General features: G+C 59.6%; 24 protein-coding genes. 10 read left to right on the top strand and 14 right to left on the bottom strand.

Features of this window, described 5'->3' with window-relative positions; translation table 11 throughout:
- Positions 1-58: 58 nt before the first annotated feature.
- From nth to metG, 7 genes are all read right to left on the bottom strand, one after another.
- Positions 59-697, bottom strand: coding sequence for an endonuclease III (nth, locus tag QMX93_RS10630; RefSeq protein WP_159815393.1), 639 nt, complete (start codon positions 695-697; stop codon positions 59-61).
- On the bottom strand, positions 694-1,263 hold the full coding sequence (locus tag QMX93_RS10625; RefSeq protein ID WP_159815392.1) for an Rnf-Nqr domain containing protein: 570 nt from the start codon (positions 1,261-1,263) through the stop codon (positions 694-696). Before QMX93_RS10625 ends, nth begins: the two co-directional genes overlap by 4 nt.
- Positions 1,260-1,865 (bottom strand): RnfABCDGE type electron transport complex subunit G, encoded by a 606-nt coding sequence (locus QMX93_RS10620; protein WP_282355502.1) that lies wholly within the window; start codon positions 1,863-1,865, stop codon positions 1,260-1,262. The genes QMX93_RS10625 and QMX93_RS10620 overlap by 4 nt, the downstream gene beginning before the upstream one ends.
- The gene (locus tag QMX93_RS10615; RefSeq protein WP_282355500.1) at positions 1,862-2,845 is read right to left on the bottom strand and encodes an RnfABCDGE type electron transport complex subunit D; all 984 of its coding nucleotides are present in this window, start codon (positions 2,843-2,845) and stop codon (positions 1,862-1,864) included. The genes QMX93_RS10620 and QMX93_RS10615 overlap by 4 nt, the downstream gene beginning before the upstream one ends.
- Positions 2,832-4,037, bottom strand: coding sequence for an electron transport complex subunit RsxB (gene rsxB, locus QMX93_RS10610; protein ID WP_282355499.1), 1,206 nt, complete (start codon positions 4,035-4,037; stop codon positions 2,832-2,834). The genes QMX93_RS10615 and rsxB overlap by 14 nt, the downstream gene beginning before the upstream one ends.
- On the bottom strand, positions 4,034-4,603 hold the full coding sequence (locus QMX93_RS10605; RefSeq protein WP_282355497.1) for an Rnf-Nqr domain containing protein: 570 nt from the start codon (positions 4,601-4,603) through the stop codon (positions 4,034-4,036). The genes rsxB and QMX93_RS10605 overlap by 4 nt, the downstream gene beginning before the upstream one ends.
- A gap of 114 nt (positions 4,604-4,717) precedes the next feature.
- Entirely contained in the window at positions 4,718-6,769 is a 2,052-nt protein-coding gene (gene metG / locus QMX93_RS10600) for a methionine--tRNA ligase (protein ID WP_282355495.1), read from the bottom strand.
- Positions 6,770-7,107: 338 nt separating this feature from the next.
- On the opposite strand from metG, the gene apbC reads away from it, so the two are divergent.
- Positions 7,108-8,202, top strand: coding sequence for an iron-sulfur cluster carrier protein ApbC (gene apbC, locus QMX93_RS10595; RefSeq protein ID WP_212546272.1), 1,095 nt, complete (start codon positions 7,108-7,110; stop codon positions 8,200-8,202).
- Between the two features lie 82 nt (positions 8,203-8,284).
- Here the strand turns inward: apbC and QMX93_RS10590 are convergent, their stop codons facing one another.
- Positions 8,285-9,043 (bottom strand): SDR family oxidoreductase, encoded by a 759-nt coding sequence (locus QMX93_RS10590; protein WP_282355492.1) that lies wholly within the window; start codon positions 9,041-9,043, stop codon positions 8,285-8,287.
- A gap of 163 nt (positions 9,044-9,206) precedes the next feature.
- Here QMX93_RS10590 and QMX93_RS10585 point away from each other — a divergent pair, with 163 nt between their 5' ends.
- The 4 genes from QMX93_RS10585 to groL all read left to right on the top strand — a co-directional run bounded on the left by QMX93_RS10585 (position 9,207) and on the right by groL (position 12,730).
- Positions 9,207-9,938: a HugZ family protein gene (locus tag QMX93_RS10585; protein WP_282355490.1), complete on the top strand. Its 732-nt coding sequence runs from the start codon at positions 9,207-9,209 to the stop codon at positions 9,936-9,938.
- 65 nt (positions 9,939-10,003) lie between these two features.
- Positions 10,004-10,480, top strand: coding sequence for an FxsA family protein (locus QMX93_RS10580; RefSeq protein ID WP_159815384.1), 477 nt, complete (start codon positions 10,004-10,006; stop codon positions 10,478-10,480).
- 259 nt (positions 10,481-10,739) lie between these two features.
- Positions 10,740-11,033 carry a co-chaperone GroES gene (locus tag QMX93_RS10575; protein ID WP_007916610.1) on the top strand — a complete coding sequence of 98 codons (294 nt, stop codon included), beginning with the start codon at positions 10,740-10,742 and terminating at the stop codon, positions 11,031-11,033.
- Positions 11,034-11,083: 50 nt separating this feature from the next.
- Positions 11,084-12,730: a chaperonin GroEL gene (gene groL, locus QMX93_RS10570; protein WP_053123383.1), complete on the top strand. Its 1,647-nt coding sequence runs from the start codon at positions 11,084-11,086 to the stop codon at positions 12,728-12,730.
- Between the two features lie 164 nt (positions 12,731-12,894).
- Here groL and QMX93_RS10565 read toward each other — a convergent pair whose 3' ends face one another.
- On the bottom strand, positions 12,895-13,638 hold the full coding sequence (locus tag QMX93_RS10565) for a phosphatase PAP2 family protein (protein WP_282355485.1): 744 nt from the start codon (positions 13,636-13,638) through the stop codon (positions 12,895-12,897).
- Positions 13,639-13,859: 221 nt separating this feature from the next.
- On the opposite strand from QMX93_RS10565, the gene QMX93_RS10560 reads away from it, so the two are divergent.
- The 5 genes from QMX93_RS10560 to QMX93_RS10540 all read left to right on the top strand — a co-directional run bounded on the left by QMX93_RS10560 (position 13,860) and on the right by QMX93_RS10540 (position 17,583).
- Positions 13,860-14,531: a response regulator transcription factor gene (locus tag QMX93_RS10560; RefSeq protein ID WP_053123379.1), complete on the top strand. Its 672-nt coding sequence runs from the start codon at positions 13,860-13,862 to the stop codon at positions 14,529-14,531.
- Complete coding sequence (locus tag QMX93_RS10555; RefSeq protein ID WP_053123377.1) at positions 14,531-15,805, top strand: HAMP domain-containing sensor histidine kinase; 1,275 nt, start codon at positions 14,531-14,533, stop codon at positions 15,803-15,805. The genes QMX93_RS10560 and QMX93_RS10555 overlap by 1 nt, the downstream gene beginning before the upstream one ends.
- A 161-nt stretch (positions 15,806-15,966) precedes the next feature.
- On the top strand, positions 15,967-16,635 hold the full coding sequence (locus QMX93_RS10550) for a class I SAM-dependent methyltransferase (protein ID WP_282355478.1): 669 nt from the start codon (positions 15,967-15,969) through the stop codon (positions 16,633-16,635).
- A gap of 4 nt (positions 16,636-16,639) precedes the next feature.
- Positions 16,640-17,353 carry a lipopolysaccharide kinase InaA family protein gene (locus QMX93_RS10545; protein ID WP_282355476.1) on the top strand — a complete coding sequence of 238 codons (714 nt, stop codon included), beginning with the start codon at positions 16,640-16,642 and terminating at the stop codon, positions 17,351-17,353.
- Positions 17,354-17,355: 2 nt separating this feature from the next.
- Positions 17,356-17,583, top strand: coding sequence for a hypothetical protein (locus QMX93_RS10540; RefSeq protein ID WP_053123372.1), 228 nt, complete (start codon positions 17,356-17,358; stop codon positions 17,581-17,583).
- A gap of 178 nt (positions 17,584-17,761) precedes the next feature.
- On the opposite strand, the gene QMX93_RS10535 is transcribed toward QMX93_RS10540, so the two are convergent.
- The 5 genes from QMX93_RS10535 to QMX93_RS10515 all read right to left on the bottom strand — a co-directional run bounded on the left by QMX93_RS10535 (position 17,762) and on the right by QMX93_RS10515 (position 25,762).
- Positions 17,762-20,797 (bottom strand): multidrug efflux RND transporter permease subunit, encoded by a 3,036-nt coding sequence (locus QMX93_RS10535; RefSeq protein ID WP_282355473.1) that lies wholly within the window; start codon positions 20,795-20,797, stop codon positions 17,762-17,764.
- Positions 20,798-20,810: 13 nt separating this feature from the next.
- Positions 20,811-21,959 (bottom strand): efflux RND transporter periplasmic adaptor subunit, encoded by a 1,149-nt coding sequence (locus QMX93_RS10530; RefSeq protein WP_159812575.1) that lies wholly within the window; start codon positions 21,957-21,959, stop codon positions 20,811-20,813.
- Between the two features lie 168 nt (positions 21,960-22,127).
- Positions 22,128-23,228 carry a DUF1513 domain-containing protein gene (locus QMX93_RS10525; RefSeq protein ID WP_212543934.1) on the bottom strand — a complete coding sequence of 367 codons (1,101 nt, stop codon included), beginning with the start codon at positions 23,226-23,228 and terminating at the stop codon, positions 22,128-22,130.
- A 14-nt stretch (positions 23,229-23,242) separates the two neighbouring features.
- Positions 23,243-24,307 carry an imelysin family protein gene (locus QMX93_RS10520; protein ID WP_053123364.1) on the bottom strand — a complete coding sequence of 355 codons (1,065 nt, stop codon included), beginning with the start codon at positions 24,305-24,307 and terminating at the stop codon, positions 23,243-23,245.
- A gap of 27 nt (positions 24,308-24,334) precedes the next feature.
- Positions 24,335-25,762 (bottom strand): di-heme oxidoredictase family protein, encoded by a 1,428-nt coding sequence (locus QMX93_RS10515; protein ID WP_282355468.1) that lies wholly within the window; start codon positions 25,760-25,762, stop codon positions 24,335-24,337.
- Between the last annotated feature and the right edge of the window lie 151 nt (positions 25,763-25,913).

Raw genomic sequence — 25,913 nt, 5'->3', positions numbered from 1 at the left:
TCCTGCGGCGGGTAAAAAAGATTTTTTCAATCGGCGAATCGATAAACCCAATAGCCAGTCAATCGTCGGACGTTTTCGCTTTGTATTCGCACAGATCTTCGATTCGACAGCTGCCACAGCGCGGCTTGCGGGCCAGACACACATAGCGTCCGTGAAGAATCAGCCAGTGATGGGAATCGAGCAGGAATTCCTTGGGTACAAATTTCATCAGCTTCTTTTCCACCTCAACCACATTTTTGCCGGGGGCGATGCCGGTGCGGTTGCTGACGCGGAAAATGTGCGTGTCGACGGCCATGGTCAATTGGCGAAACGCGGTGTTGAGCACCACGTTGGCGGTTTTACGGCCAACGCCGGGCAGGGCTTCGAGCTCTTCGCGGGTCTGCGGGACTTCACCGCCATGAAGTTCGACCAGCATGCGGCAGGTCTCGATGACGTTTTTCGCTTTGCTGTTGTAGAGGCCGATGGTCTTGATGTATTCGGAGAGGCCTTCGACGCCCAAGGCATGAATGGCGGCGGGCGTATTGGCAATCGGGAACAGTTTCGCCGTGGCCTTGTTGACGCCGACGTCGGTCGACTGCGCCGAAAGAATCACCGCTATCAGCAGTTCGAAGGGCGAGGAGTAGGCCAGTTCAGTCTTCGGCTCGGGATTGTCTTCATGCAGTCGGCGAAAGATCTCAAGACGTTTTGCAGCATTCATGGGCGATGCGTTTCCTTGGAAATAGAGTTCGGGCGCGTCCACGCCTGACGGGCCGCGAGCAGCAGCCCCAATACAATAAAGGCGCCAGGCACCAGCGTTGCCAGATGCAGCCCTTCGCCGAATAAAACAAGACCTGAGCCATGCGCGGACAACCCACGGCCAAGGCTTCCCTGCCCGATAAGTTCACGCAGCGCGGCGAGCACCAGCATCAAACCGCCAAACAATGCGCAAAGCTTGAAGCGCTGCGCCAGCGGTTGGCGGAAGAAGCCGTTGTGTTCAAGCACCACGCACTGCAAGGCGATCAATCCGCCATAGAGGCCGAACGACTGATGCCACGCCAGGAGCCAGCGTTGCGCCAACAGATCGGCACAACTGGCCAACGTTGCAGCAAGCAACGCACTGGCCAGCAAGGCACTTCCATCTGTCAGGCGCGAACGCAGCGGTGACATGGCCAAAGCATAAATGCCGACCACAACGACGAACATCAACATCGTGCCCAACGCACCGGCCAAAGAAACGGTGGTGCCCAGCAATAGCACCAGCATCAGTGAGTTGGACAGGTTCATGTACCGCTTCCCAGCAATGCGCTTCGATGCTCGTCAAAGTAGCGCAATGCATCGTGGATCGCGTTGATGGCTGCGCGGGAAGTAATGGTCGCCCCGGCCATTTGGTCGAATTGCCCCTGATCTTTTTTCAATGCCCAGCCAGCGTCATTCGGTTCGCCGCGTGATTTGCCAGTGAATACCTGAAGCCAGTGGTTCGGCCAATCGCCAATGGGCCCGCCGAGTGCCGGGGTTTCGTTTTGCTTGAGGGTTTTCACGCCGAGCAATTTGCCGTTGGTATCGATGGCGATCAGCAATTCGATGGCAGCGGCGTAACCTTCGGTCTGATTGCGCAGTAACACTGCAACGGTCTGGCCATTTCTGGTTGCACGGTAACCCGCTGTAAGCGTGCTGTGGCTCAGCCCCTTATCGGTCAGCGGAAGCGGCTGTTCCAGCGGTTGGTTGTCGTAGCTGTCGGCGGGCAGCATGTCGAGCAGTTTGCGGCTGTCGGCCAAACGGTGTTCGGCAGCGATCTGCGGTGCACTGTTGCGTTGCAGCAGATACGTCGTGCCTATGCCGATCACCGCCAACAACAATAGCGTCAGTGCGCTGGCCGTGCGGTTCATGGGCTCACCTGTGGCTGACGGCTAGCGGCAAACCGTTCCAGCGCCGGCACGCAAAGGTTCATCAACAGCACGGCAAACGCGACGCCATCCGGGTAACCGCCCCACGTGCGAATCAGATAGGTCAGCAGGCCGACGCCGACGCCAAACAGCAATCTGGCAAGCGCCGTTCTGGCACCCGAGACAGGTTCGGTGATGATGAAGAACGCACCGAGCATGGTCGCGCCGCTGAGCAGGTGAAACAGCGGCGATCCATGGGAATCCGATCCCGATCCGTTCCAGCACAGCATGCTGATCACAAAAAGGCTGGCGAGCATGCCGACCGGCGCGTGCCAGGCGATCACTCGTCGCTGCAGCAAAAACAGCCCGCCGGCGAGAAACGCCAGATTCACCCATTCCACGCCGCGACCGCCGAAACGCCCGAAGGCCGAATCACTTGCGAACAGCTCATCCATGGTCAGGCTTTTGTTGATGTGCAGACTGTCCAGTGCGGTGGCCTGTACCCACGCATCCGGCGCCTGACCGATGTTGAAAACCTGTTGAAAGCTTGTCGTCAGATCCAGGCCATGGGCGGGCCAATGAGTCATCGGCTGCGCAAACATCACCATCGCCAAAGCAAAACCGAGCATCGCCGGATTGAACGGATTTTTGCCGACACCGCCGTACAAATGCTTGCCGAACAGCAAACCCGCAGCCACCGCCGTCACCGTCAGCCACCACGGGCAATAGGGCGGCAGGGCGGCAGCGAGCAATGTGGCACTGACGATCGCGCTGCCATCACTTAGCGTCGGCTGTAAGGGTTGACGGCGCAGGCGAGTGACAATCGCCTCGACAATCAAAGCGGTGGTAACAGCCAGAATCAGGTTGATCAACACGCCCCAACCGTACAACCAGAACAACGCCAGCAGCCCCGGCAACAGGGCCAGCAGCACAAGCTTCATCGCTTGTTGCAGGCGCTCGTCCGGTGCCTCAAGGGGCGACATGGTCTTGCACCTGGCGCTCGGCGCTTTGCAGGCGGGCGCGGGCCTTGTCGAGGATGTCGTCGGGCGTGTCGGCGCGGCGTTCGAGTTTGTTGAGGTCGGCGCGGGCGTAGGCCAATTCGGTTTTTAGTTGGCGAAGCTGGCTGTCGATCGGGCGTTTTTCGACGCGCACCAAGTCAGGCACTGGTTGATCGCTTGTGGCTTCGGCGTTGTGCAACGCTTGTTCGGCGTCGCGCAGTGCGTGTTCCAGTGTGGCGATCTGCTCCGGTGATGCTTCGGCGGTTTGCGCTTTTTTCAGCTCGGCGCGGCGCATCGCCAACTGGATTTTCGCGCGTTTCAGGTCGGCATCTTTCGCGGGGGCCGGTGCTGCAACTGCCGGGGCGTTGCTTTCCAGTTGCGCCAAGGCCTGTTCCGCCGCTTCAAATTGTTGCTGGAGCACGATCAATTGCGACTGTTGCTCAAAGGTCGGTGGATGGCCGAAGGCTTTCAGCGATTTGTGCAGTTGCGCACGGCTCATCGCCACATCGATCTTGGCTTTTTTCAGTGCGGCATCGGCGGTCGCGGTTTTCTGTGCGCGCACGCGCTCCAGCGCAGCCTGCACTGGATCCGACGCGGTCGCCTCAGGCTGAGCAGCACGTTTGGCGCGGGCTTCACGTTCAGCCTGCTTTTGCTGTTCTTCGCGCAGCAATCGGTCATTGCGTCGCTCGAATCGCAGGCGCGCGTGATCGCGTTTGGCGGCGCGCGCGCGTTGTTCTTCAAGACTGAAGGCCAAGCCGCCCACCACCGGCAACGTGCTCAAAGGCAGAGGATGCATTTCGATGCAATCCACCGGGCACGGCGCCACACACAGGTCGCAACCGGTGCACTCATCGATGATCACCGTGTGCATCAATTTCGCCGCGCCAACGATGGCATCGATCGGGCAGGCCTGAATGCATTTGGTGCAGCCGATGCATTCGGCTTCGCGGATATAGGCGACTTGCGGCGGCGCCGAACCGCGACTGATATCCAGTTCCAGCACCGGCACTTTCAACAGCTCGGCCAACGCTGCGATGGTTTCGTCGCCACCGGGCGGGCATTTGTTGATCGGCTCGCCGTCAACGATGCCTTGCGCGTAGGGTTTGCATCCGGGATGGCCACACTTGCCGCATTGGGTCTGCGGCAGGAGGGCATCGATGCGTTGAATCAGACTCATGTTTTGATCAGTCCACTGAATCCGAGAAAAATCACTGCGATCAATCCGGCGCCGATCAAGTCGATCGGCAAGCCGCGAAAGGGCAGGGGAATGTCGTTGTCGGCGGTGCGCTCACGCAAATCGCAGAACAGGCTCAGCACCAGCCAGAAACCCAGCCCGGCGCCGAGGCTCAGCGCTGTCGCGTGCAGCAGGCCTTGATCGTTTTGCGCATTGATCAGCGCCAGTCCAAGCGCACCGGCATTGCCCAACAACAGCGGCCATAACCCTTCGAAAGGCAAATTCGGCCGCCAGCGCGCCAACAGTTTCAACAGCGGTGCGATCAGCAGCACGCTCACCGGCAGAAACACGAACAGGCGCAGCGCCTCAAGTTGCAGCGGCACCAGCAGCCAATGCCAGATCGCGTAACCGATGACGCCGACGATCAACATCAGACACAACGTCGCCAGCCCCAGCGCATGCACCTGCCGGCGACTTCCCGCCAACAGCGGATCGACGCCCAGCGGCCAGTGCAACACGAAGTTGTTGAGCAGCGCAGCACTGATGAGCGTAAGCACAAGTTCAGTCATGGTTCTGCCAGCGAAACGGGCGGCTGTCTCTTAAGGTTAGGCATTATCCGGCCAGATATGAAAAATCCCACAGGCATGCCGGGCACGCCTGTGGGATCGATTCACCGCCGAGTGTTACTTGATGCGTTGACCCGGCTTGGCGCCGCTGTCAGGGCTCAGCAAGTAGATTTCTTCACCGCCAGGGCCGGCTGCCATGACCATGCCTTCGGAGATACCGAACTTCATTTTCCGCGGCTTGAGGTTGGCGATCATCATGGTCAGACGGCCGTCGAGCTTGGACGGATCCGGGTAAGCGCTCTTGATCCCCGAGAACACGTTGCGTTGCTCGTCACCGATATCCAGGGTCAGGCGCAGCAGCTTGTCGGCACCTTCCACGTGTTCGGCTTTGACGATCAGCGCAACGCGCAGGTCGATCGCGGCGAAAGCGTCGAAGTCGATTTCCGCCGACAGCGGATCCTTGGCCAGTTCGCCATTGCCCGCAGGGGCGGCGGCACCGGTGTCGGTCTGGCTGGCGGTCAGGTCTTCTTTCGAGGCGTCGGTCATGGCTTGGATTTTTACCGGGTCGATGCGGGTCATCAACGGCTTGAACTCGTTCAGTTGATGATTGGCCAGCAGGGTCGCGTGGTCGTTCCAGGTCAGCGGGGCGACGTTGAGGAACGCCTCGGCATCGGCGGCCAGCAGCGGCAGCACCGGTTTGAGGAAGATCACCAGTTGGCGGAACAGGTTGATGCCGGTGGCACAGATCGCCTGGACTTCATCGTGTTTGCCTTCCTGCTTGTTCAACGACCACGGCGCCTTGTCGGCAATCCAGGCGTTGGCGCGGTCGGCGAGACCCATGATTTCACGCATGGCGCGGGCGAAGTCGCGGGCTTCATAGGCATCGGCAATGCTTGGCGCGGCGGCGAGGAAAGCCTCGGTCAGCTCTGGCGCAGCATTGTTGTCGACCAGCAGGCCGGCGTTGCCTTTTTGAATGAAACCGGCGCAACGGCTGGCGATGTTGACGACTTTGCCGACCAGGTCGGAGTTGACCTTCTGCACGAAGTCTTCGAGGTTCAGGTCGAGGTCGTCAACGCCACGGCCCAGCTTGGCCGCGTAGTAGTAGCGCAGGTATTCCGGCGACAGGTGATCCAGATACGTGCGGGCCTTGATGAACGTGCCGCGCGACTTGGACATTTTCTGGCCGTTGACGGTCAGGTAGCCGTGCACGTTGATGCCGGTCGGCTTGCGGTAGCCCGCGCCTTCAAGCATCGCTGGCCAGAACAGCGCGTGGAAGTTGACGATGTCCTTGCCGATGAAGTGGTACAGCTCGGCGCTGGAATCCTTGGCCCAGAACGCGTCGAAATCCAGCTCCGGCGTGCGGTCGCAAAGATTCTTGAAGCTGGCCATGTAGCCGATCGGTGCATCCAGCCACACGTAGAAGTACTTGCCCGGCTCGCCCGGAATCTCGAAACCGAAATACGGCGCATCGCGGGAGATGTCCCACTGTTGCAGGCCAGCGTCCAGCCATTCGGCGATTTTGTTGGCGACGGCGTCTTGCAAGGTGCCGCTGCGGGTCCAGGCTTGCAGCATTTCCTGGAAGTCCGGCAGTTTGAAGAAGAAGTGCTGGGAATCCTTGAGCACCGGGGTGGCGCCAGAGATCGCCGACTTCGGATCCTTCAGATCAGTCGGGGCGTAGGTCGCACCGCATTTTTCGCAGTTGTCACCGTACTGGTCTTCGGTGCCGCATTTCGGGCAAGTGCCCTTGATGAAGCGGTCGGCCAGGAACATTTTCTTTTCCGGGTCGAAATACTGGGTGATCGAGCGCTGGGCGATGTGCCCGGCGTCACGCAGCTTGATGTAGATCTGGCTCGACAGCTCACGGTTTTCTTCAGCGTGAGTTGAGTGGAAGTTGTCGAAATCAACCAGGAACTCGGCAAAGTCGGCGCTGTGTTCAGCCTGCACGTTGGCGATCAGTTGTTCCGGGGTGATGCCTTCCTTTTCCGCGCGCAGCATGATCGCCGAACCGTGGGCGTCGTCGGCGCAAACGTAGATGCATTGATTGCCGCGATGCTTCTGGAAGCGCACCCACATATCGGTCTGGATGTATTCCAGCATATGGCCAAGGTGAATCGAACCGTTGGCGTAGGGCAGGGCGCTGGTGACGAGGATCTTGCGTGGTTCGGACATGTGGGGCTTCGCTACTTGATGAAACGGAGGTCGGCCACTATAAAGCGCTGGCGCATATTTTTCACCCCTGCGCCGCTGGGTACTTTGAGTGCATTTGTGGCGAGGGGATTTATCCCCGATGGGTGGCGAAGCCACCCCAAAACCAGACTACTCGGTAAATCAGGCATACCGTGTTCAATGATTTCACGACTGCTGCGCAGCCGGTCGGGGATAAATCCCCTCACCACAACGGTTTTCCAGCTCAACTGATGTGTTTGGCTATAAATCTCCTGAACTCAAATGAATCAGCGCGGTACGATACCCACCATCTTTTCCCAGTCTTGTTATCGGAGTTGCCCATGAGCGCCGTCACTCGCGCAGCGGTGGAAGCCGTCCTCAGCCAATACACCGACCCTTACCTGAACCAGGATCCGGTCAGCGCCGGATGCGTGAAAAACATCGAGATCGTCGGTGATCGCGTCAATGTGCAGCTGGAAATCGGTTACGCCGCCGGTCTGTTCAAGAGCGGCTGGGCGCAATTGCTGCAACTGGCCATCGAAAACCTCGACGGCGTGGTGATTGCCAGGGTTGAAGTCAACACGGTGATCGCCGCGCACAAGGCGCAGGCGCAGATCCCGGGCCTGGCCAACGTCAAGAACGTGGTCGCCGTGGCCTCCGGCAAGGGCGGTGTGGGCAAGTCGACCACCGCCGCCAACCTCGCGCTGGCACTGGCCCGTGAAGGCGCCAAGGTCGGCATTCTCGACGCCGATATCTACGGCCCGAGCCAAGGCATCATGTTCGGCATCCCCGAGCGCACCCGCCCGGAGGTCAAGGATCAGAAGTGGTTCGTGCCGCTCAAGGCCCACGGTGTCGAAGTCATGTCGATGGCGTTCCTCACCGACGACAACACGCCGATGGTCTGGCGCGGCCCGATGGTTTCCGGCGCGTTGCTGCAACTGGTCACGCAAACCGCGTGGGGCGATCTGGATTATCTGGTCATCGACATGCCGCCAGGCACCGGCGATATCCAGCTGACCCTGGCGCAGAAGGTTCCGGTGGCCGGGGCGGTAATCGTCACTACGCCGCAGGATCTGGCCCTGCTTGACGCGCGCAAAGGCGTGGAAATGTTCCGCAAGGTCAACATTCCGGTGCTGGGCGTGGTGGAAAACATGGCCGTGCACATCTGCTCGAACTGCGGGCATGCCGAGCATCTGTTCGGTGAGGGCGGCGGTGAGAAACTGGCGACGCAGTACGGCGTTGAGCTACTGGCTTCGCTGCCGTTGTCGATGCTGATCCGCGAACAGGCCGATGGCGGCAAGCCAACAGTGATCGCCGAGCCGGACAGCCAGATTGCCATGGTCTACCAAGAACTGGCCCGCCACGTTGGCGCGCGGATTGTGTTGCAGGAAGCGGCATCGCCGGCGATGCCGAACATCACCATCAGCGACGATTGATCGAAAAAGATCGCAGCCTGCGGCAGCTCCTACAGAAATCCCATGTAGGAGCTGCCGCAGGCTGCGATCTTTTGATCTTGCTTCAGATACGCAAGCCGCCATCCATCTCCAGAATCCGCCCGGTGTAGTAGTCGTTCTCGAAGATATACGCCGCCGAATGCGCGATCTCTTCCGGCTTGCCCATGCGTTTGAGCGGAATCCCCGAGGTCATCTTCTCCAGCGCTTCCGGCTTCATGCCCAGGGTCATCTCGGTTTCGATGAAGCCCGGCGCAATCCCCGCCACACGAATCCCGTAACGCGCCAATTCCTTAGCCCACGTCACCGTCGCCGCTGCCACGCCAGCCTTGGCCGCCGAATAGTTGGTCTGGCCAACGTTGCCCGCCCGCGAGATCGACGAGATGTTGATGATCGCGCCGCTGTTCTTCAGCTCGACCATTTTCGCCGCCACTTCACGGGTGCAAAGGAACACGCCGGTCAGGTTGACGTCGATCACGGCCTGCCACTGTGCCAGGCTCATCTTGGTCATCTCGCCGTCCTTGACCTTCAACAGCAGGCCATCACGGAGGATCCCGGCGTTGTTGATCAGGCCGTGGATCGCGCCGAAATCGGCGGCCACCTGAGCGACCATGTGCTCGACCTGTTCTTCATTGGCGACGTTGCACAGATAGCTGCGCGCCTCGACGCCCTTGGCTATACACGCCGCGACCGCGTCGTCGAGTTTTTCCTGATTGAGGTCGACGAGCGCAAGCTTCGCGCCCTTGCCAGCGAAATACTCGGCCATGGAGCGGCCCAAACCCTGGCAACCGCCAGTGATAATGATTACTTTGTCGTTGAGTTGCATTCGCATGCCCCGATAGCAGGTCTGAGTAGTTTTTATTGTCAGCGACTCCCGATCTGCACCGCCGTGGCTGGTTTGCACATGAGAATTGCCCGATGGCGTGACCGAAACTTTCTTCCGGGCGCCTGTCCGTTTTTTCGACGGATTCTATTTAAGGAGTCATAAATTGAGCGTTGAAGTGGCCAAGAATGCCCGAGAATTGCTTCTCAAGGAATACCGTGGAGTGCTGTCGACGCACTCCAAATCGATGCCCGGTTTTCCCTTTGGCTCCGTGGTGCCGTACTGCCTCGACGAGCAGGGCCGCCCGCTGATCCTCATCAGCCGCATCGCCCAGCACACCCACAACCTGCAGAAAGACCCGAAATGCTCGCTGTTGGTGGGTGAGCGTGAAGCCGACGACGTGCAAGCCGTTGGTCGCCTGACCTATCTCGCCGAAGCGCAAAAGCTCGAAGACGGCGCTGCGATTGAAGCCGCCGCCGAGCGTTACTACCGCTACTTCCCGGATTCGCAGAACTATCACAAGGCCCACGATTTCGATTTCTGGGTGCTGACTCCGGTGCGCCATCGTTACATCGGCGGTTTCGGCGCGATTCACTGGATCGATCAAGTGACGCTGGCCAACCCGTTCGCCGGCAAGGGCGAGATCAGCATGGTCGAGCACATGAACAGCGACCACGCCAAAGCCATCGCGCACTACGTCGACCTCGCCGGTCTGCCGAAAACCGTGCCGGCGCAATTGGCGGGCATCGACACCGAAGGCATGCACCTGCGCATCGGTCAGGCGCTGTACTGGCTGCAGTTCCCAGCACCTTGTAATACGCCGACACAAGTGCGCGAAGCCTTGGTTTCTCTGGCTCACGCCGAGGTCTGGCCAAAAAATGAAGTGGCCGACGCTTGAATTCACGAAAGGCCGACGTCATCTAAGGCTTACTGCAAGGCATTTCTTGCGTTGAGGAAACTTTGATGCGCCCTTTTCTGTTGCTCTTTCTGCTGTTTCCGGTGCTGGAGCTGTTCGTATTCGTCAAAGTGGCAGGGGCTATCGGGTTTTTCCCGGCCCTGCTGCTGATCATTGTCGGCTCGATGTTCGGTGTGTTCGTGCTGCGCGTCGCCGGTCTGGCCACGGCACTGCGTGCCCGTGAAAGCCTGAACCGCGGCGAACTGCCTGCGCAAACCATGCTCGAAGGCCTGATGCTGGCACTGGCCGGTGGTCTGCTGATCCTGCCGGGCTTTATCAGCGACGTGGTCGGTCTGGTCATGCTGCTGCCGTTCACGCGTCGTTTGCTGGCGAACAAAATGCGCCAGCGCGCCGAAGAACAGGCAATCCGCCAGCGCGCCTTTGCTGACGATCTGCAACCGCGTGGCGGTCCCGCACCGCGTCAGCCTCTGGGCCGCGAGGGTGATGTGATCGAGGGCGAGTTCGAACACCGCGATCCCAAGTAACGTCTGTATCGACACGGCACCTTCGGGTGCCGTGTTCGTTTGGGGCTGATTTTGTCCGCAGAATCCGCGAAATTTTTTTCGCCTCGCCCTTGTAATAAGCTTATGCGCCCTTATGTATCGGTCACCGAAAGGTTTCTGGCATTTGCGCCAGTCAGTCTTCCGCGTCTCGCTCGACGAGGCGCAACCGGCGAAGGCCGGATTTGTTAAACCCGCCGGGACTACACCGGCCGATGAAAACCACAATTAGGAGAGATCGACAATGAAGCTTCGTCCTCTGCATGACCGCGTCGTAATCCGTCGCAGCGAAGAAGAAAAGAAAACCGCTGGCGGTATCGTCCTGCCAGGTTCGGCTGCTGAAAAAGCCAACCACGGTGTGATTCTCGCTGTAGGCCCGGGCAAAGCTCTGGAAAACGGCGAAGTGCGCGCACTGTCCGTTAAAGAAGGCGACAAGGTTGTGTTCGGTCCTTACTCCGGCAGCAACACAGTGAAAGTCGACGGCGAAGACCTGCTGGTAATGAGCGAGAACGAAATCCTCGCTGTTATCGAAGGCTGATACCCCCGTTCATTTTCCCGCTACTACAAAGTATTTAAGGAATATCGATCATGGCTGCTAAAGAAGTTCTGTTTGGCGATTCCGCCCGTAAAAAAATGCTCAAGGGCGTCAACGTCCTGGCTGACGCAGTAAAAGCGACCCTGGGCCCGAAAGGCCGTAACGTGATCATCGAGAAGAGCTTCGGCGCTCCGACCATCACCAAGGACGGCGTTTCCGTCGCCAAAGAAATCGAACTCGAAGACCGTTTCGAAAACATGGGCGCGCAGCTGGTCAAAGACGTTGCCTCCCGTGCCAACGATGACGCTGGTGACGGTACTACTACCGCTACCGTTCTGGCTCAGTCGATCGTCAACGAAGGCCTGAAAGCCGTCGCTGCCGGCATGAACCCGATGGACCTGAAGCGCGGTATCGACAAAGCGACCATCGCTATCGTCAAAGAGCTGAAGAACCTGTCCAAGCCTTGCGCTGACACCAAGGCCATCGCTCAGGTAGGCACCATCTCCGCCAACTCCGACAGCTCCATCGGCGACATCATTGCCGAAGCCATGGAAAAAGTCGGCAAAGAAGGCGTGATCACCGTTGAAGAAGGCACTGGCCTGGAAAACGAACTGTCGGTTGTTGAAGGCATGCAGTTCGACCGTGGCTACCTGTCCCCGTACTTCGTCAACAAGCCAGAAACCATGGTTGCCGAGCTGGACAGCCCGCTGATCCTGCTGGTCGACAAAAAGATCTCGAACATCCGCGAAATGCTGCCAGTACTGGAAGCCGTTGCCAAAGCCGGCCGTCCACTGCTGATCGTTTCCGAAGACGTTGAAGGCGAAGCCCTGGCGACGCTGGTTGTGAACAACATGCGTGGCATCGTTAAAGTCGCAGCCGTCAAGGCTCCAGGCTTCGGCGACCGTCGCAAGGCCATGCTGCAGGACATCGCTGTTCTGACCGGCGGTACCGTTATCTCCGAAGAAATCGGCCTGAGCCTGGAAGCAGCAACCCTGGAAAACCTGGGTAGCGCTAAAAAGGTCAGCATCTCTAAGGAAAACACCATCATCGTTGACGGTGCTGGCGTTGAAGCAGACATCCAGGCGCGTATCACTCAGATCCGTGCCCAGGCTGCTGAAACTTCCTCGGACTACGACCGTGAAAAACTGCAAGAGCGTCTGGCCAAGCTGTCCGGCGGCGTTGCAGTGATCAAGGTTGGCGCTGGTTCCGAAGTAGAAATGAAAGAGAAGAAAGCCCGCGTTGAAGACGCCCTGCACGCAACCCGTGCAGCCGTTGAAGAAGGCGTGGTACCTGGCGGTGGCGTTGCGCTGATCCGCGCTCTGCAAACCCTGAACGACCTGAAAGGCGACAACGCTGATCAGGACGTTGGTATCGCTGTTCTGCGCCGCGCTGTTGAAGCTCCGCTGCGTCAGATCGCTGCCAACAGCGGTGACGAGCCAAGCGTTGTGGTCAACGAAGTCAAGAACGGCACCGGTAACTTCGGTTACAACGCTGCGACTGGCGAATACGGCGACATGATCGAAATGGGCATCCTGGATCCAACCAAGGTGACTCGTTCCGCTCTGCAAGCTGCATCGTCGATCGGCGGTCTGATCCTGACCACCGAAGCTGCAGTCGCTGACGCGCCGAAGAAAGACGGCGGCGCTGGCGGCGGCATGCCAGACATGGGCGGCATGGGTGGCATGGGCGGCATGATGTAAGCCAGCCTTACCCCGTAACGAAAAACCCCGCTGACGCGAGTCAGCGGGGTTTTTTATTGTCCTTCAAAAGATCACAAGCAAAAGATCGCAGCCTTCGGCAGCTCCTACAGGGGATCGCGAACATCTGTAGGAGCTGCCGAAGGCTGCGATCTTTTGATCTCCATTCAGGCACTGATTGGTTGTGTTTTGACGACCGCCTCAGCCCTCACCGCCGGGCGATACAGCACCCAGTAATACGACCCCAGACAAATCAGCCAGCAGAAAATCGCCGTCCACACGTTGTGCGAAAAGAAGTGCGCACCCTGCATCATCCGGCTGATCGAAAACACCGAACCCAACGCAAAGGCAAAGATAAACGCCTGCCTGGCCAAACGCGGACGACGATCACGCAGCACGAAAAACAGCGCAAACAAGGTAAACCCGGTAGCCGCATGCCCACCCGGCCAGCAACGCCCCGGCTTGTCGGTCTGCGGACGGTGTTCCATGAGCTTGCTGTAAGTCTCATGGCCACCAAACTGTTCAAGGCTCCACGGGCATTGCACCGCCGTCATGGCTTTGACCGGTGTGACAAACGAAGTCGCCAGCCCCAGCGACAGCACCAGACAGCCCAGTTCACGCTTGAACGGTTTCAGCCGCTCTATAAAAAACGCGCCAATGAAACCAAAGATCGCAAACACCGAAAACGCAATCACCACCTCCTTGGCGCGGTCATGCAGGATGTCTTCGAGAAAGTAACTGTGTCGCCCGATAAAATCACCCGCGACCGGGTCGTAAAACAGTTGAGCCAGGTACATGTCCAGATCGGTCAGTTCGAGCAGTACCAGAATGATCGCCGCAACAGCGGGTATTCCCAGGCACCACCAGAAATTCAGCGGCCGGGGAGCGGGGCGGGCAGAGGTCGACACCATGGGTAATTCCTTGGTCGGTAAGTGTGTTCTGAGGAGCGCAACCGCGGGGAGTCTGCGCGCGCTGGCGTCGCTGATTTGTTAATCGAAAGTGAAAAAAACGTTGGCGGCCACAATGAACGTTTTTCTCGCAAAACAACCCAACACACGCCTAGCCGTCAGCCACACTTGGCCGTAAGCTGCGCGGGCCAAGACGGCCATTACTGTGTACGGAAGAGGTGCCCATGCGAATTCTGGTGGTCGAAGACAACCGCGACATCCTCGCCAATCTGGCCGATTATCTGGGCCTCAAGGGCTATACCGTCGATTGCGCGCAGGACGGACTGTCGGGCCTGCATCTGGCCGCGACCGAACATTACGACCTGATCATTCTCGACATCATGTTGCCGGGCATCGACGGCTACACCCTGTGCAAGCGCCTGCGTGAAGATGCGCGCCGCGACACGCCGGTGATCATGCTCACCGCTCGCGATCAACTCGATGACCGTTTGCAGGGCTTCAAGTCCGGTGCCGACGATTACCTGATCAAGCCGTTCGCTTTGTCCGAACTGGCTGCGCGGGTCGAAGCAGTCATGCGCCGCGCGCAAGGTGGCGGACGCCGGGCGTTGCAGGTTGGCGAGCTGAATTACGACCTCGACACGCTGGAAGTGACCCGCGAAGGCAAGTTGCTCAAGCTCAACCCGGTGGGCCTCAAATTGCTCGCGGTGTTGATGCAGAAGAGCCCGCACGTACTGCGTCGCGAGGTGCTTGAAGAAGCGCTGTGGGGCGACGACTGCCCGGACAGCGACAGCCTGCGCAGCCATGTGCACCAGTTGCGTCAAGTGATCGACAAACCGTTCGCCAAACCACTGCTGCATACCGTGCACGGCGTGGGTTACCGCCTGGCCGATGCGTAATGGAGTTTAGACAGAGCCTTTCGCAACGGATCATCATCGCTTTTGCATTGATGAGTGCGCTGGTGGCCGGCGCGTTTGCCATGGGCATTGTCGCCACGGTGCATCTGGTCGAAGAGAAACTGATTTCGGCGGGCCTGGGCGGCGACTTGCAGCGCTTGCTGTTGATGGACAACGTTTCGGACTGGAGCCATCGCCCCGAGCCGGATCAATTGTTCTATTTCAGCGGCGGGCCGGGCGATTTCGAACTGCCTAAAGATCTGCGTCACCTTGATTCCGGTTTCCACGAAGTGTTCCGCGAGCAGCTGTCGTATCACGCGATGGTCGAGATCGTCGACGGTCGGCGTTACGTGTTGCTGCAGGATCAAAGTGATTTCGAAGAGCGCGAGCGCGTGCTGTTCGCCGTGGTGCTGGTGGGCTTTGTGCTCAGTCTGGCGCTGGCGGTGTTCCTCGGCTGGGTGCTCGCGCGCAAGGTAATGGCACCGGTGGTGCGCCTGGCGCGCCAGGTTCGCCATCGCGACCAATTACTTGGGCTGGCGCCACCGTTGGCGCCGGATTATGCCGCTGACGAAGTTGGGGAACTGGCGGTGGCATTTGACGCCACGCTGGGGCGCCTGCGTCAGGCCCTGACCCGTGAGCGGCTGTTTACCAGCGACGTCAGCCATGAGCTGCGCACGCCGTTGATGGTTCTGGCCAGTTCCTGTGAGCTGCTGCTGGAAAACCCGGCGATCGACGCACGCGGCCGTTCGCAGGTCGAGCGCATCGCCCGCGCCAGCGAAGAAATGCGCGAACTGGTGCAAACCTTCCTGATGCTCGCCCGAGCCCAGCGTGAAGACGCGGGTGCAGCGCCTCAGCAAAGCCTCTCGCAAGTCGCTGAAGGGTTACTGTGTGTGTGGCGTGAGCCGATTGAATCCAAGGGCTTGAGGCTGGATTTTGCCGCCGGCCAACCCACGCAGACCCGTTTCAATGCGACCTTGTTGGGGGCGGTGATGGGCAACCTGCTGCGCAACGCCTGCCACTACACCGAAAAAGGTTTTATTCGCCTGACGCTGACCGGCAACGGCTTTATCGTCGAAGACTCCGGCGTGGGCATTCCGGAGGAAAAACGCGAGGCGATGTTTCAGCCTTTCGTGCGCGGGGCCGAGAAACGCGGCGAGGGTCTGGGACTCGGATTGTCGCTGGTGCAGCGCATCTGCGAGAACGAGGGCTGGAGTGTCAGTTTGAGCACGATGGAACCCAATGGCTGCCGCTTCGAAGTGGATCTTGGCAAACTTTGAAGCCCGTAGTGGCCCCGCGCTACTCCCGCTTACCTGTCTAAATCCTGTATAACTCTGAAATAGTTTGACGGTTTACCCAACGAAATTTTCACAATTGGATGACCTGACACTGACACCCCCATCCCTAAGGTGGGGGCATCAGTAATTCAGGAGTCCTGGTGATGGCCGGCCCGATCAAGCTCGATTTTTCCGAAAAGTACGACGACAACCATGCGCAGAAATATCTGCACAAGCATCAAGCCAATCTGGGGCGCCGCTTGTCCCATTGGCGCGATGTTCAGTTGGCCCGCAAGGCGCTGACCCTGGCCGGTGAGCCGGGTCTGGTGCTGGATTTGCCCTGCGGTGCTGGTCGTTTCTGGCCGATGCTGGCGGAAAAGTCGAATCGGGTAATCATCGGTGCGGACAACTCCGAATCAATGATCAAGACCGCGATGCAGGCGCAACCGGCTGATGTGGTGAAAAGGGTACAACCCTTGCACACCTCCGCGTTCGACATCGCTTTACCGGACAACGCCGTCGACAGCATTTTCTGCATGCGCTTGCTTCATCACATCGGTGAAGCCGAGCATCGGATGGCGATCCTGCGTGAATTTGAGCGTGTGACCCGTGACAGCGTGATTATTTCGCTGTGGGTGGATGGCAATTTCAAGGCCTGGAAGCGCAAGCGCTCCGAGGCAAAACGTGGGCAGGAAGGTTACCAGAACCGTTTTGTGTTACCGGCCGCTACGGTCGAGAAAGAATTCGAAGCCGCCGGTTTCCGCATTCAGGAACAATTGGATTTTATCCCGCTATACGCGATGTGGCGGGTCTACGTATTACGCAAGAGGTAGCAGGATGGCAGTGCAATTTGCAGCAGAGACGGACGTCGCTCCGCAGGATCGTTTCGACTACTACTGGAACCAGCAAGGCGAATGGGTAGAAGAACCCAATGTCCGCCGTGGTGGCCAAAGTGGTGTTCAGCGAGTCGTGGGGCGTGATGGTCAACTGCTGTATGCCAAGCGCCAGACCGGACACATTTACCGCAGTTGGCTGCACCCGTTTGGCCGTCCGACCGTATTGCGTGAGCTGGATGCCCTGACCGGCGTCAGCAAGCTCGGTGTGCGTGTGCCGGAGATCGTGTTCTGCGGTGCCCAGCCGGATCCGCAATACAAGTGGCGTGCGCTGCTGGTGACCAAATCCCTGGACGGCTTTGACGAGTTGGAAAAGTGGGAAGCCGCCGGTGGTCGTGCGCAGTACGGCGAAGCGGTGTATGAGCGCGTGCTCAAAGACCTCGCCGAGAACATGGCGCGCATGCACAAGGGCCGTTGGCAGCACAGCTGCATCTACATCAAACACGTTTTTGTACGGGTGACCGGCGAAGGGGATTCGGTCAAGGTTGAAGTGGCCTTGATCGATCTGGAGAAGTGCCGTCAGCGTCTGACCGCCTATCGCGCCGCCTCCCATGACATGAAACAAATGCGCCGCCATTCGTCGTTCAGCGATGCTGACTGGAAGAAACTCGTCTACTTTTACGAGACGGCGTTTGGCAGCGCTATCAAAGGTTTATAGCGATGAAACTCGAAATTGCACGAGGTTTGTTTCTGGTTGGCGCCTTGGCAGTTGCTTCATTGGCGGTGGCTGCCTGGGAGCAGCCACGCATGCAGGTCATCGGTGCGTCCGTAGAGGGCGAGCACTGCGCAATACCACGGGTGGCGAAAGCCTCCGTGGCGACCAAACCCGACCATGATTTATTGCTGTTCATGTTCGGGATGGCACAGGGAATGAGGCCGCAAAGTTGAACCGATTGAAGCCAAAATAAAAGGCCTCGCAGATGCGAGGCCTTTTTTATGCCCGAAATATATGGCCACCCCCAATCCACTGTAGGAGCAGAGCTTGCTCGCGAAGGCGGTGTGTCAGCCCAAATATTTATCGGCTGGTACACCGCTTTTTCGCGAGCAAGCTTTGCTCCTACAAGGGTTATGCGGTGGGTTTGGGATCGGGTTTTGCCAGCAGGGTGTAGATGCACGGCAATACAAACAGGGTGAACAACGTGCCGATCGACATCCCCGTCGCGATCACCGTGCCGATATCGAACCGACTCACAGCGCCCGCACCGGTCGCCAGAATCAGTGGCACCATGCCAAACACCATCGCCGCCGTGGTCATCAGCACCGGGCGCAAACGAATCGCCGCCGCTTCCTCCACCGCCTCGCGCGCGGTCAGGCCTTTGTCCTTGCGTAACTGGTTGGCGAACTCGACGATCAAGATCCCGTGTTTACTGATCAAACCGATCAACGTCACCAGCCCAACCTGCGTGTAGATGTTCATGCTCGACCAGCCAAGAAACAGCGGAATCAGCGCCCCGCATATCGACAACGGCACCGTCACCAGAATCACCAGCGGATCACGGAAGCTCTCGAACTGCGCCGCGAGCACCAGAAAAATGATCGCCAGCGCCAAGGCAAACGTCACCCATAACGCACTGCCTTCCTGCACGAACTGCCGCGAAGCGCCGCCATAGTCAAAGGCAAACCCGGCCGGCGCTTCTTCGCGGGCGATCTGCAGCACCGTGTCGATGGCTTCGCCCATGCTGACCAGCGGGAAACCGGAAATCTTCGCCGCGTTGAGTTGCTGGAACTGGTTGAGTTGTCGCGGTCGCGCACGATCGGTGACTTTGATCAGCGTCGACAGCGGCAACAGCTCGCCCTGGGTGTTCTTCACGTAATAGTTGTTCAGCCAGTCCGGGTTATCGCGATACGGCCGTTCAACCTGAGCGATGACCTTGTAGCTGCGCCCTTCAATGGTAAAGCGATTGATTTCCGCCTCGCCCAGCAGCGTCGCCAGCGTGCTGCCCAAGTCGAGCATCGACACGCCCATCTGCGCCGCTTTGGCGCGGTCGATGTCGACCACCACTTCCGGTTTGTCGAACGCCAGATCAAGGTCGACGAAGGCGAACTTGCCCGACTCCATCGCGCGTTTCTTGATCCGGTCGGCCACCTGTAACAGCAGTTCGTAATCGTTGGCGGTGTTGATCACGAATTCAAACGGCAAGCCTTCGCCAGTGCCTGGCAGGGAGGGCAGGTTGAAGCCGAAAATCTGCAGGCCTGGAATGCCTTCGAGTTTGCCCTGCACCTCGGGAAGAATTTCCATCTGCGTGCGGCTGCGCTCGTTCCACGGTTTCAGCAGGAAACCGCCGATGCCCGCCTGCACGCCGTTGTAGCCGTTGATCTGGAACGAAGAGTAGTACTCCGGGAACTCCTTGAAGATCTTGATGAATTCGTCGGTGTAAGTGCTCAGGTAATCGAGGTTGGTCGGTTGCGGCGCGTTGGCCATCATGAAAATGATGCCCTGGTCTTCGTCCGGCGCCAGTTCCGATTTGGTGAACTTGAGGAACACCGGAATCAGGCACAGTACGATCACCGCAAACACCAGCACCACCGGCCGCGTGTTCAGCGTGCCGTGCAGCGTGCGCTGGTAGCGGCGCTTGAGGCCGTCGAAGATGCGGTCGAGACGATGGGCGAGGCCGCTGGGGTTTTGTTCGTGGCGCAGCAGATAGGCGCACATCATCGGCGACAGGGTCAGGGCGACGACCCCGGAAATCACCACCGCCCCGGCCAGCGTCAGCGCGAACTCCTTGAACAGCGCCCCGGTCAGGCCGGTGAGAAAACCGATCGGCGCATACACCGCCGCCAGGGTGATGGTCATCGACACCACCGGCATGGCGATTTCCCGGGCGCCTTCGAGGGCCGCGTCAAACGGCGTTTTGCCTTCCTCGATGTGCCGGTGAATGTTCTCCACCACGACAATCGCATCGTCGACCACCAGGCCAATCGCCAACACCATCGCCAGCAGCGTCAGCAGGTTGATCGAGTAACCCATCATCTGCATAAAGAACATCACGCCGATCATCGACAGCGGAATGGTCACCACCGGGATCACCACCGAGCGCAATGCGCCAAGGAACAGGAACACCACCACAATGACGATCAACACCGCTTCGAACAGGGTTTTCACCACTTCGTCGATGGAGGCCTGAATGAACAGCGTGGCGTCGTAGGCGATCTCGCTTTTCAGGTTCGGCGGCAGCTGCGCTTCCAGTTCCGGCATCAGCTTGCGCACTTCCTTGATCACGTCCAGCGGGTTGGCCCCCGGCGTGGCTTTGATGCCGATATACACCGACGGCGTGCCGCCGAACGAGCTGATCGAGTCGTAGTTTTCCGCGCCCATTTCCACCCGCGCGACATCGCTGAGCAGCACGCGGCTGTCGCCACTGACCTTGAGCGGAATCGCGGAAAACGCTTCGGCGGACTTCAGTTCGGTGTTGGCGTTGATGCTGGTGACGACGTACTCGCCTTTCACTTCGCCGGCGGCGGAGAGGAAGTTGTACTGGCGCACGGCGTTGGTCACGTCGGCGGCGCTGAGGCCGAACCCGGCGAGCTTCACCGGGTCGAGCCACAGGCGCATGGCGAACACCTGATTGCCGAGAATCTCCGCTTCGGCCATGCCCGGCAGCGTCGCCAGTTTCGGCTGGATCACCCGCGACAGGTAGTCGGTGATCTGCGGGTTGCTCAAGTCCTTGCTGAAGAAGCTGATGTACATCAGCGCGGAAGCATCGGCGGATTCTTTGCTCAATACCGGGTCTTCGGCGTCTTGCGGCAGCTTGTTTTTCACCTCGTTGGCCTTGGCCAGCAACTCAGTGAACAATCGGTCGGTGTTCGAGCCGATACGCGCGTAGATCGAGATCACCGAGAAGTTCTGCCGACTGACCGAGGTCATGTAATCGATGCCCTCGGCGCTGGCCAGGCTCTGTTGCATCGGCTGGGTGATGTAGCCCTGAATGGTTTCGGCGTTGGCTCCGGGGTAGGCGGTGGTCACCGTGATCAGGGCGTTTTCCATTTGCGGGTATTGGCGCAGCGGCAACTTGCTCCAGGCCTGGAAGCCGAGCAACACAATCAACAGGCTGACCACGGTGGCGAGCACCGGGCGGCGGATGAACGGATCGGTAAAAGCCATGGGGATTCCTTGATCAGTCGGCGCGAGGCGGACTGTTCTGCTCGCCGAGGGTCTTGTCGTCGCTGATGGCGATGCGTGCACCGTTGTCCAGTTTGATCTGGCCAGCCGTCACTACTTGTTCGCCGCTCTGCACGCCCTTGTTGATCATCACCAGGCCATCGCGGCGCTCACCGGTTTCGATGAAACGACGCTCGGCGATCAGTACTGGTTGGCCCTTGTCATCCTTTTCGACGGTGCCGTCCTCGGCTTTCTTTTGCCCGACCACGTAGATCGAGTTGCCGTAGAGGGTGTAGGTGATCGCGCTTTCCGGCACCACGATGTGTTTTTGCGGATCGGGCAACAACACCTCAAGGCTGGTGAACATGCCCGGCAATAATTTGCCGTCCGGGTTGGCCAGGGTGGCGCGGATCAGAATGTTGCGCGTGGTGCTTTCGACGATCGGGTTGATCGCGCTGATCTTGCCGGCGAAGTTTTGTCCCGGATAAGCCGAGACCGAGATTTGCACCGGTTGGCCGATCGCCAGTTTCGGCACCGATTGTTCGGGCAGGTAGAAATCGGCGTAGAGGCTGCTCAAGTCCTGCAACGTCGCAATTTTGGTGCCGCTGGCGAGGTAGTCGCCGATGTCGACCTGACGGATGCCGATGGTGCCGCTGAACGGCGCGAGGATGCGTTTTTTCGCCAGCGAGGCGTTGAGCTGATTGACCGTGGCTTTGTTCTTTTGCAGCACGGCGGAGAGGCGGTCGTACTCGCCTTTGGAGATGGCGCGGCTGTCGACCAGTTGCGCGCCACGGCCGAAGTCCAGTTGCGCGAGGCCCAGATCAGCCTTGGCGGTTTCCAGCAGGGCGGTTTCGACGGCGCTGTCGAGTTGCAGCAGCGGCTGCCCGGCTTTTACCTTCTGCCCGGATTCGAATTTGAGTTCAGTAACGGTGCCGGCGACTTCCAGGCTCAGCTCGACGCCTTGCAGTGCCTTGAGCGTGCCGACGGTGGGCAAGCGCATCTGCCACGGGCGCTCGGCGGCGGTGGCCACGGCAACGCTGATCGGCGGTTTCGGTTTGGAGAAGCCCTGGATCATTGTGTAGATCGAAAAGGCTTTGTAGCCGCCCAAGACCAGGACGATCAACAAGACAACACCCAACATGATCAGCATGCGGCGACGCAGCATATTTCCATTTCCTTGGATAAATCAGGTGAGACAGGCCCGAACATTACTCCGAGAGCGGCAGGGAATCCAACTGCCGACACAGCAGAAGATCGCAGCCTTCGGCAGCTCCTACAGGGGAATGCATTCCAAAGTAGGAGCTGCCGAAGGCTGCGATCTTTTGCGGTGGGTTCAGGCCATCAGGTGCAAATGGTTGTCCCAGAGCCCCGCCGGCAGTTCCAGCGGCTTGGCCAGCAGTTCATCCTGACGGCAATCGTAGTAGCGGCAGCGGCCCTGACCAGACGTCACAACGAATCCATCCTGCACCGCACCGACACCCGCGCAATCCGGCAATGGTGCATCAAGGCGCACTTCGCCGCTGTCCAGATCCCAGATAAAGAATCGATTACCCCGCGGTGCCGTCAGTGCGACCAGACGCAAATCACTGTGCACGGCAACGCTGGCGGTGTAATGCCCCATCGACTGCAACTGATGCTCAGGCACCGGGAACGCCACAAATGGCTGCCCCGGACGCTTGATCGCCAGCAGCTCCGAGCGCTCATGCGACGCGCCCATGAATTGCTGACCGGCAACGATGGTGCCGTCGCTGGCGATACCCAAATGGCGCACGCTGTTCATCTGCTGGGCGAGGGTTTCCTTGCTCAGCAGCGTACCGTCGCGCTGCATCAGCACCAGGCTCGGCTCCATGGCGCTGAGGTTCATGTCGACGCGGCTTTCCGCCTCGGTACGAATCCCGCCGTTGGCCACCACCAGCGTCTCGCCATCGGGCATCCATGACACCTGATGCGGGCCGAGGCCGTGGGTGGAAATCTCGCCGCTGTGCACCAGCCGCTCGCCTTCGAACTTGTACACACCGAGCAAACCACGGCCAGGATCGGTCGTGTCGTTTTCGGTGGCGTACAGGTACTCGCCGTCTTTGTGCACCACGGCGTGGCCGTAGAAGTGCCGGTTCGGCTGCGAGGTCACTGTCTGCAGCAACGTGCCGTCGCGCAGGTCGATCAGGTAACTCTCGGTACCCGGACGCCGCGCGACGAACAGCGCAATCGGCTGCGTCGGATGATTAATGATGTCGTGGCAACGTTGACCGACTTCGGTGGCGAACACCCGCGTGCCGTCCAGCCGATAGCCGACGGCGTAGTGCTTGCCGTCGGTGTCATCGCGCGCCGACAGCAGCAGCGGGCTCTGATCCTTGCGTTTGAACAGCGTCCAGCCGCCCAGTGTCACTGCTCCCAGCAGCGTACTAGCTAAAGTCAGAGCCTGGCGTCGCAGCATGGCACTTGCCCTCATCAGTCACCGTCGTTGGCGTTAAAGCCCAGTTGGATGCCCAGCGCCTTGGCCAGTTCGCCTTCGTGCAGGCGATGGACGACGTTGAGGCTGTCGTAGATGTCGTTGAGTTGCTGACGACCGGCGTCGTCTTCAAGCATTTCGCCGAGCGAGCGCTGGGTGCTGTCGAACAGTTTCAGCGAGGCCGCGTAAGCAGCGTCGATCTTGTCCGCCAATGGCTTTTGCTCAGCAGGCAACAGACCACGCAGGCCTTTGTTGTCGACGCCTTCCCACACGGTTTTCGCGGCGGTGAGGCTGGCTTCCAGCGCGGTCAACGAAGACTGGCTGCGCCATGCATCGGCCTGGAACGGCTGTGGCACGCCTTTGCTCTGGCGGCCCATTGGCGTGCCGAGTTTTTTCTTCAAGGTGTCCAGCGCGGTGACTTGCACACGCAGCAGATCGGCGATCGCTTCGTGGGAGTCGGCGTAGCGCTGGTTAGGGAACTTGGACATCTGCGCGAGCATGCCGTCGGTGTTGTTCCAGCTCTGCAAAATCTCTTCGGCCAGTTGCTTCTGACGCTCGCCGATGGCGATCAGCAGTGGGCAGTATTTGGCTTTCTGCTCGTCGTTGGCCACATCAGGCTTGGCGTCGAACAGGATGTATTCGTAAGCCGACAGACCCTGAACGACCACGCTCGATTTGGCCAGTGCGGCGGCATCGATTTGTGGCTGAGCGACGACCAGTTGCTCGACCTGACGACCGACCAGGTTCTTCTTGTCCGGCCAGAACTGGACTTGCCAGGCGCGGTTGCCTTCAGCCAGCGGCCCGATCAGCAGCGGTTGCAACTCGGCCCAGGCTTTCTGCGCGTGCAGGAAGTCGGCGCGGGCGGTCTCCAGGGTTTCTTTGCCTTGGCAGTAGGCGAGGGCGCTGACCGCCAGTTGCTTGTCGGCTTCGACCCAACGGGTGTAGGTCGGCAGGATCACCGATTTGGCGATGGCCGCCGAGGTGACCGCTTGCGGATCCTGCGGCGAGCAGGCGCCGAGGGCGAGCGCGGCGAGGCTGGTGAACAGTAGCTTGGGACGGAACATGTCGGGCTCCCGATTCTTTATCAGTGTTTAAAGTGAGTTCAGAAACGCCAGCAGCGCAGCACGCTGCTCGGCATTGAAAGATAAAACCTGTTGCTGCGCCGCCGTCGCTTCGCCGCCGTGCCAGAGCACCGCTTCGAGCAGATTGCGTGCGCGACCGTCATGCAAAAACTGCGTGTGACCGCTGACCGCTTGCGTCAGGCCAATCCCCCACAACGGCGGCGTGCGCCAGTCGCGGCCGGAGGCCTGGAATTCCGTGCGGTTGTCGGCCAGACCGTCGCCCATGTCATGCAGCAGCAGATCGCTGTACGGGCGAATCACTTGATTGGCCAGTTCAGGTTCAGCGGCGTTGGCGGCGGTGGTGTATTTTGGCGTGTGGCACGAGTCGCAACCGGCCTGGAAAAACAGGTTCTTGCCGGCGATGACGTCGGCATCGTTAACGCCACGGCGTGCCGGCACAGCGAGGTTGCGGCTATAGAACAGCACCAGACGCAGAATGTTGTCGCTGACTTCCGGTTCGCCGTCCGGGCCATTGCCGCTCGGCGCCTGCTTGCAGGCGGTTTGCGCGTCGGTGCAATCATCGAACGGTCTGAGGCTGGTCGTCAGGCCCATATCACCTGAAAACGCGTGAACATTCTGTTGATTGAGGTTCGGTTGTCCGGCTTTCCAGCCAAATCGGCCCATGACGGTTTTTTGCAGCTCGTCATCCCAGACCTGGTTTGGCCGGCCATTGATGCCGTTTTTCGCTTTGGCCTGTGCGGCGGCGTTGGCGAGGATGGCTTCTTCGGGAATCGCTTCGAGCAGGCCGAGGCCGATCATCGGCGGCGCGACCCGCGCGGAAAAACGCGTGTCCGGGTGCATCGGGCCGTAGCCGAGTTGAGTGATCTGCAACAGCGGTTTGCGCAATTCGACTTCGGTGCCGTCCTTGAAGCGCACGGGGACTGGCGTGTAGTCGACGCGCACCTTGCCTTCCGGGATGACGCCGGGGATCGCCATGTCCTGAAACTGCCCGCCATACACCGGCTCCGGCACGATGCCGACCTGCTCGATGAGTTTGGCGTAGGCCGGCGTGTCAGGAATCGACAGGCGCACCAGCATCGACACGGCATTCGACGCACCGGGCGTCGGCGGATGTCCGCGACCGTCCTTGATGTGGCAGTTCTGGCAGGCGTTGGTGTTGAACAGCGGGCCGAGGCCATCGCGGGCTGTGGTGGTCGCCGGGGCGATCACCCACGGATTGCGGAAAAAGCTGTTGCCGACGCTGAAATCGACCCGGCGCGACGGCGGCAGATTGGCCGACGGCAGGGAAAACGCGTTCTGATCAGTCTTGCGCACAGTCGCCGCCCCGCCGGATCGCGCTTCACCGGGCTCAGCCTTGGTGAAACGCGGGGCGTCATCGCAGGCACTCAGGCCCAGGGCCATGAACAGTGCGAACAAGCGAAGAGGCAGCGAGGGCATCAGACATCCTGCGGACGAGCGAAAATAAAGGCGCAAAGTCTAACAGGGCGAGGGGGTTTGAATAAGAGGAATTATCGTTTGCTTGATTCAGCGCAAATGCAAAACCCTGTAGGAGCTGCCGAATGCTGCGAAATTTTTGACATGGGTTTAA

The sequence above is a fragment of the Pseudomonas sp. PS01303 genome (assembly GCF_029959385.1).
GTDB lineage: Bacteria > Pseudomonadota > Gammaproteobacteria > Pseudomonadales > Pseudomonadaceae > Aquipseudomonas > Aquipseudomonas rustica.
Note: the sequence above shows the minus strand (reverse complement) of the source record. Positions and strands in the feature narration are given on the sequence as shown.

Coding starts and splice junctions, on each gene's coding strand:
- nth (WP_159815393.1), bottom strand. CDS start 697: ATGAATGCTGCAAAACGTCTTGAGATCTTTCGCCGACTGCATGAAGAC.
- QMX93_RS10625 (WP_159815392.1), bottom strand. CDS start 1,263: ATGAACCTGTCCAACTCACTGATGCTGGTGCTATTGCTGGGCACCACC.
- QMX93_RS10620 (WP_282355502.1), bottom strand. CDS start 1,865: ATGAACCGCACGGCCAGCGCACTGACGCTATTGTTGTTGGCGGTGATC.
- QMX93_RS10615 (WP_282355500.1), bottom strand. CDS start 2,845: ATGTCGCCCCTTGAGGCACCGGACGAGCGCCTGCAACAAGCGATGAAG.
- rsxB (WP_282355499.1), bottom strand. CDS start 4,037: ATGAGTCTGATTCAACGCATCGATGCCCTCCTGCCGCAGACCCAATGC.
- QMX93_RS10605 (WP_282355497.1), bottom strand. CDS start 4,603: ATGACTGAACTTGTGCTTACGCTCATCAGTGCTGCGCTGCTCAACAAC.
- metG (WP_282355495.1), bottom strand. CDS start 6,769: ATGTCCGAACCACGCAAGATCCTCGTCACCAGCGCCCTGCCCTACGCC.
- apbC (WP_212546272.1), top strand. CDS start 7,108: ATGAGCGCCGTCACTCGCGCAGCGGTGGAAGCCGTCCTCAGCCAATAC.
- QMX93_RS10590 (WP_282355492.1), bottom strand. CDS start 9,043: ATGCAACTCAACGACAAAGTAATCATTATCACTGGCGGTTGCCAGGGT.
- QMX93_RS10580 (WP_159815384.1), top strand. CDS start 10,004: ATGCGCCCTTTTCTGTTGCTCTTTCTGCTGTTTCCGGTGCTGGAGCTG.
- QMX93_RS10575 (WP_007916610.1), top strand. CDS start 10,740: ATGAAGCTTCGTCCTCTGCATGACCGCGTCGTAATCCGTCGCAGCGAA.
- groL (WP_053123383.1), top strand. CDS start 11,084: ATGGCTGCTAAAGAAGTTCTGTTTGGCGATTCCGCCCGTAAAAAAATG.
- QMX93_RS10565 (WP_282355485.1), bottom strand. CDS start 13,638: ATGGTGTCGACCTCTGCCCGCCCCGCTCCCCGGCCGCTGAATTTCTGG.
- QMX93_RS10560 (WP_053123379.1), top strand. CDS start 13,860: ATGCGAATTCTGGTGGTCGAAGACAACCGCGACATCCTCGCCAATCTG.
- QMX93_RS10555 (WP_053123377.1), top strand. CDS start 14,531: ATGGAGTTTAGACAGAGCCTTTCGCAACGGATCATCATCGCTTTTGCA.
- QMX93_RS10550 (WP_282355478.1), top strand. CDS start 15,967: ATGGCCGGCCCGATCAAGCTCGATTTTTCCGAAAAGTACGACGACAAC.
- QMX93_RS10545 (WP_282355476.1), top strand. CDS start 16,640: ATGGCAGTGCAATTTGCAGCAGAGACGGACGTCGCTCCGCAGGATCGT.
- QMX93_RS10540 (WP_053123372.1), top strand. CDS start 17,356: ATGAAACTCGAAATTGCACGAGGTTTGTTTCTGGTTGGCGCCTTGGCA.
- QMX93_RS10535 (WP_282355473.1), bottom strand. CDS start 20,797: ATGGCTTTTACCGATCCGTTCATCCGCCGCCCGGTGCTCGCCACCGTG.
- QMX93_RS10530 (WP_159812575.1), bottom strand. CDS start 21,959: ATGCTGCGTCGCCGCATGCTGATCATGTTGGGTGTTGTCTTGTTGATC.
- QMX93_RS10525 (WP_212543934.1), bottom strand. CDS start 23,228: ATGCTGCGACGCCAGGCTCTGACTTTAGCTAGTACGCTGCTGGGAGCA.
- QMX93_RS10520 (WP_053123364.1), bottom strand. CDS start 24,307: ATGTTCCGTCCCAAGCTACTGTTCACCAGCCTCGCCGCGCTCGCCCTC.
- QMX93_RS10515 (WP_282355468.1), bottom strand. CDS start 25,762: ATGCCCTCGCTGCCTCTTCGCTTGTTCGCACTGTTCATGGCCCTGGGC.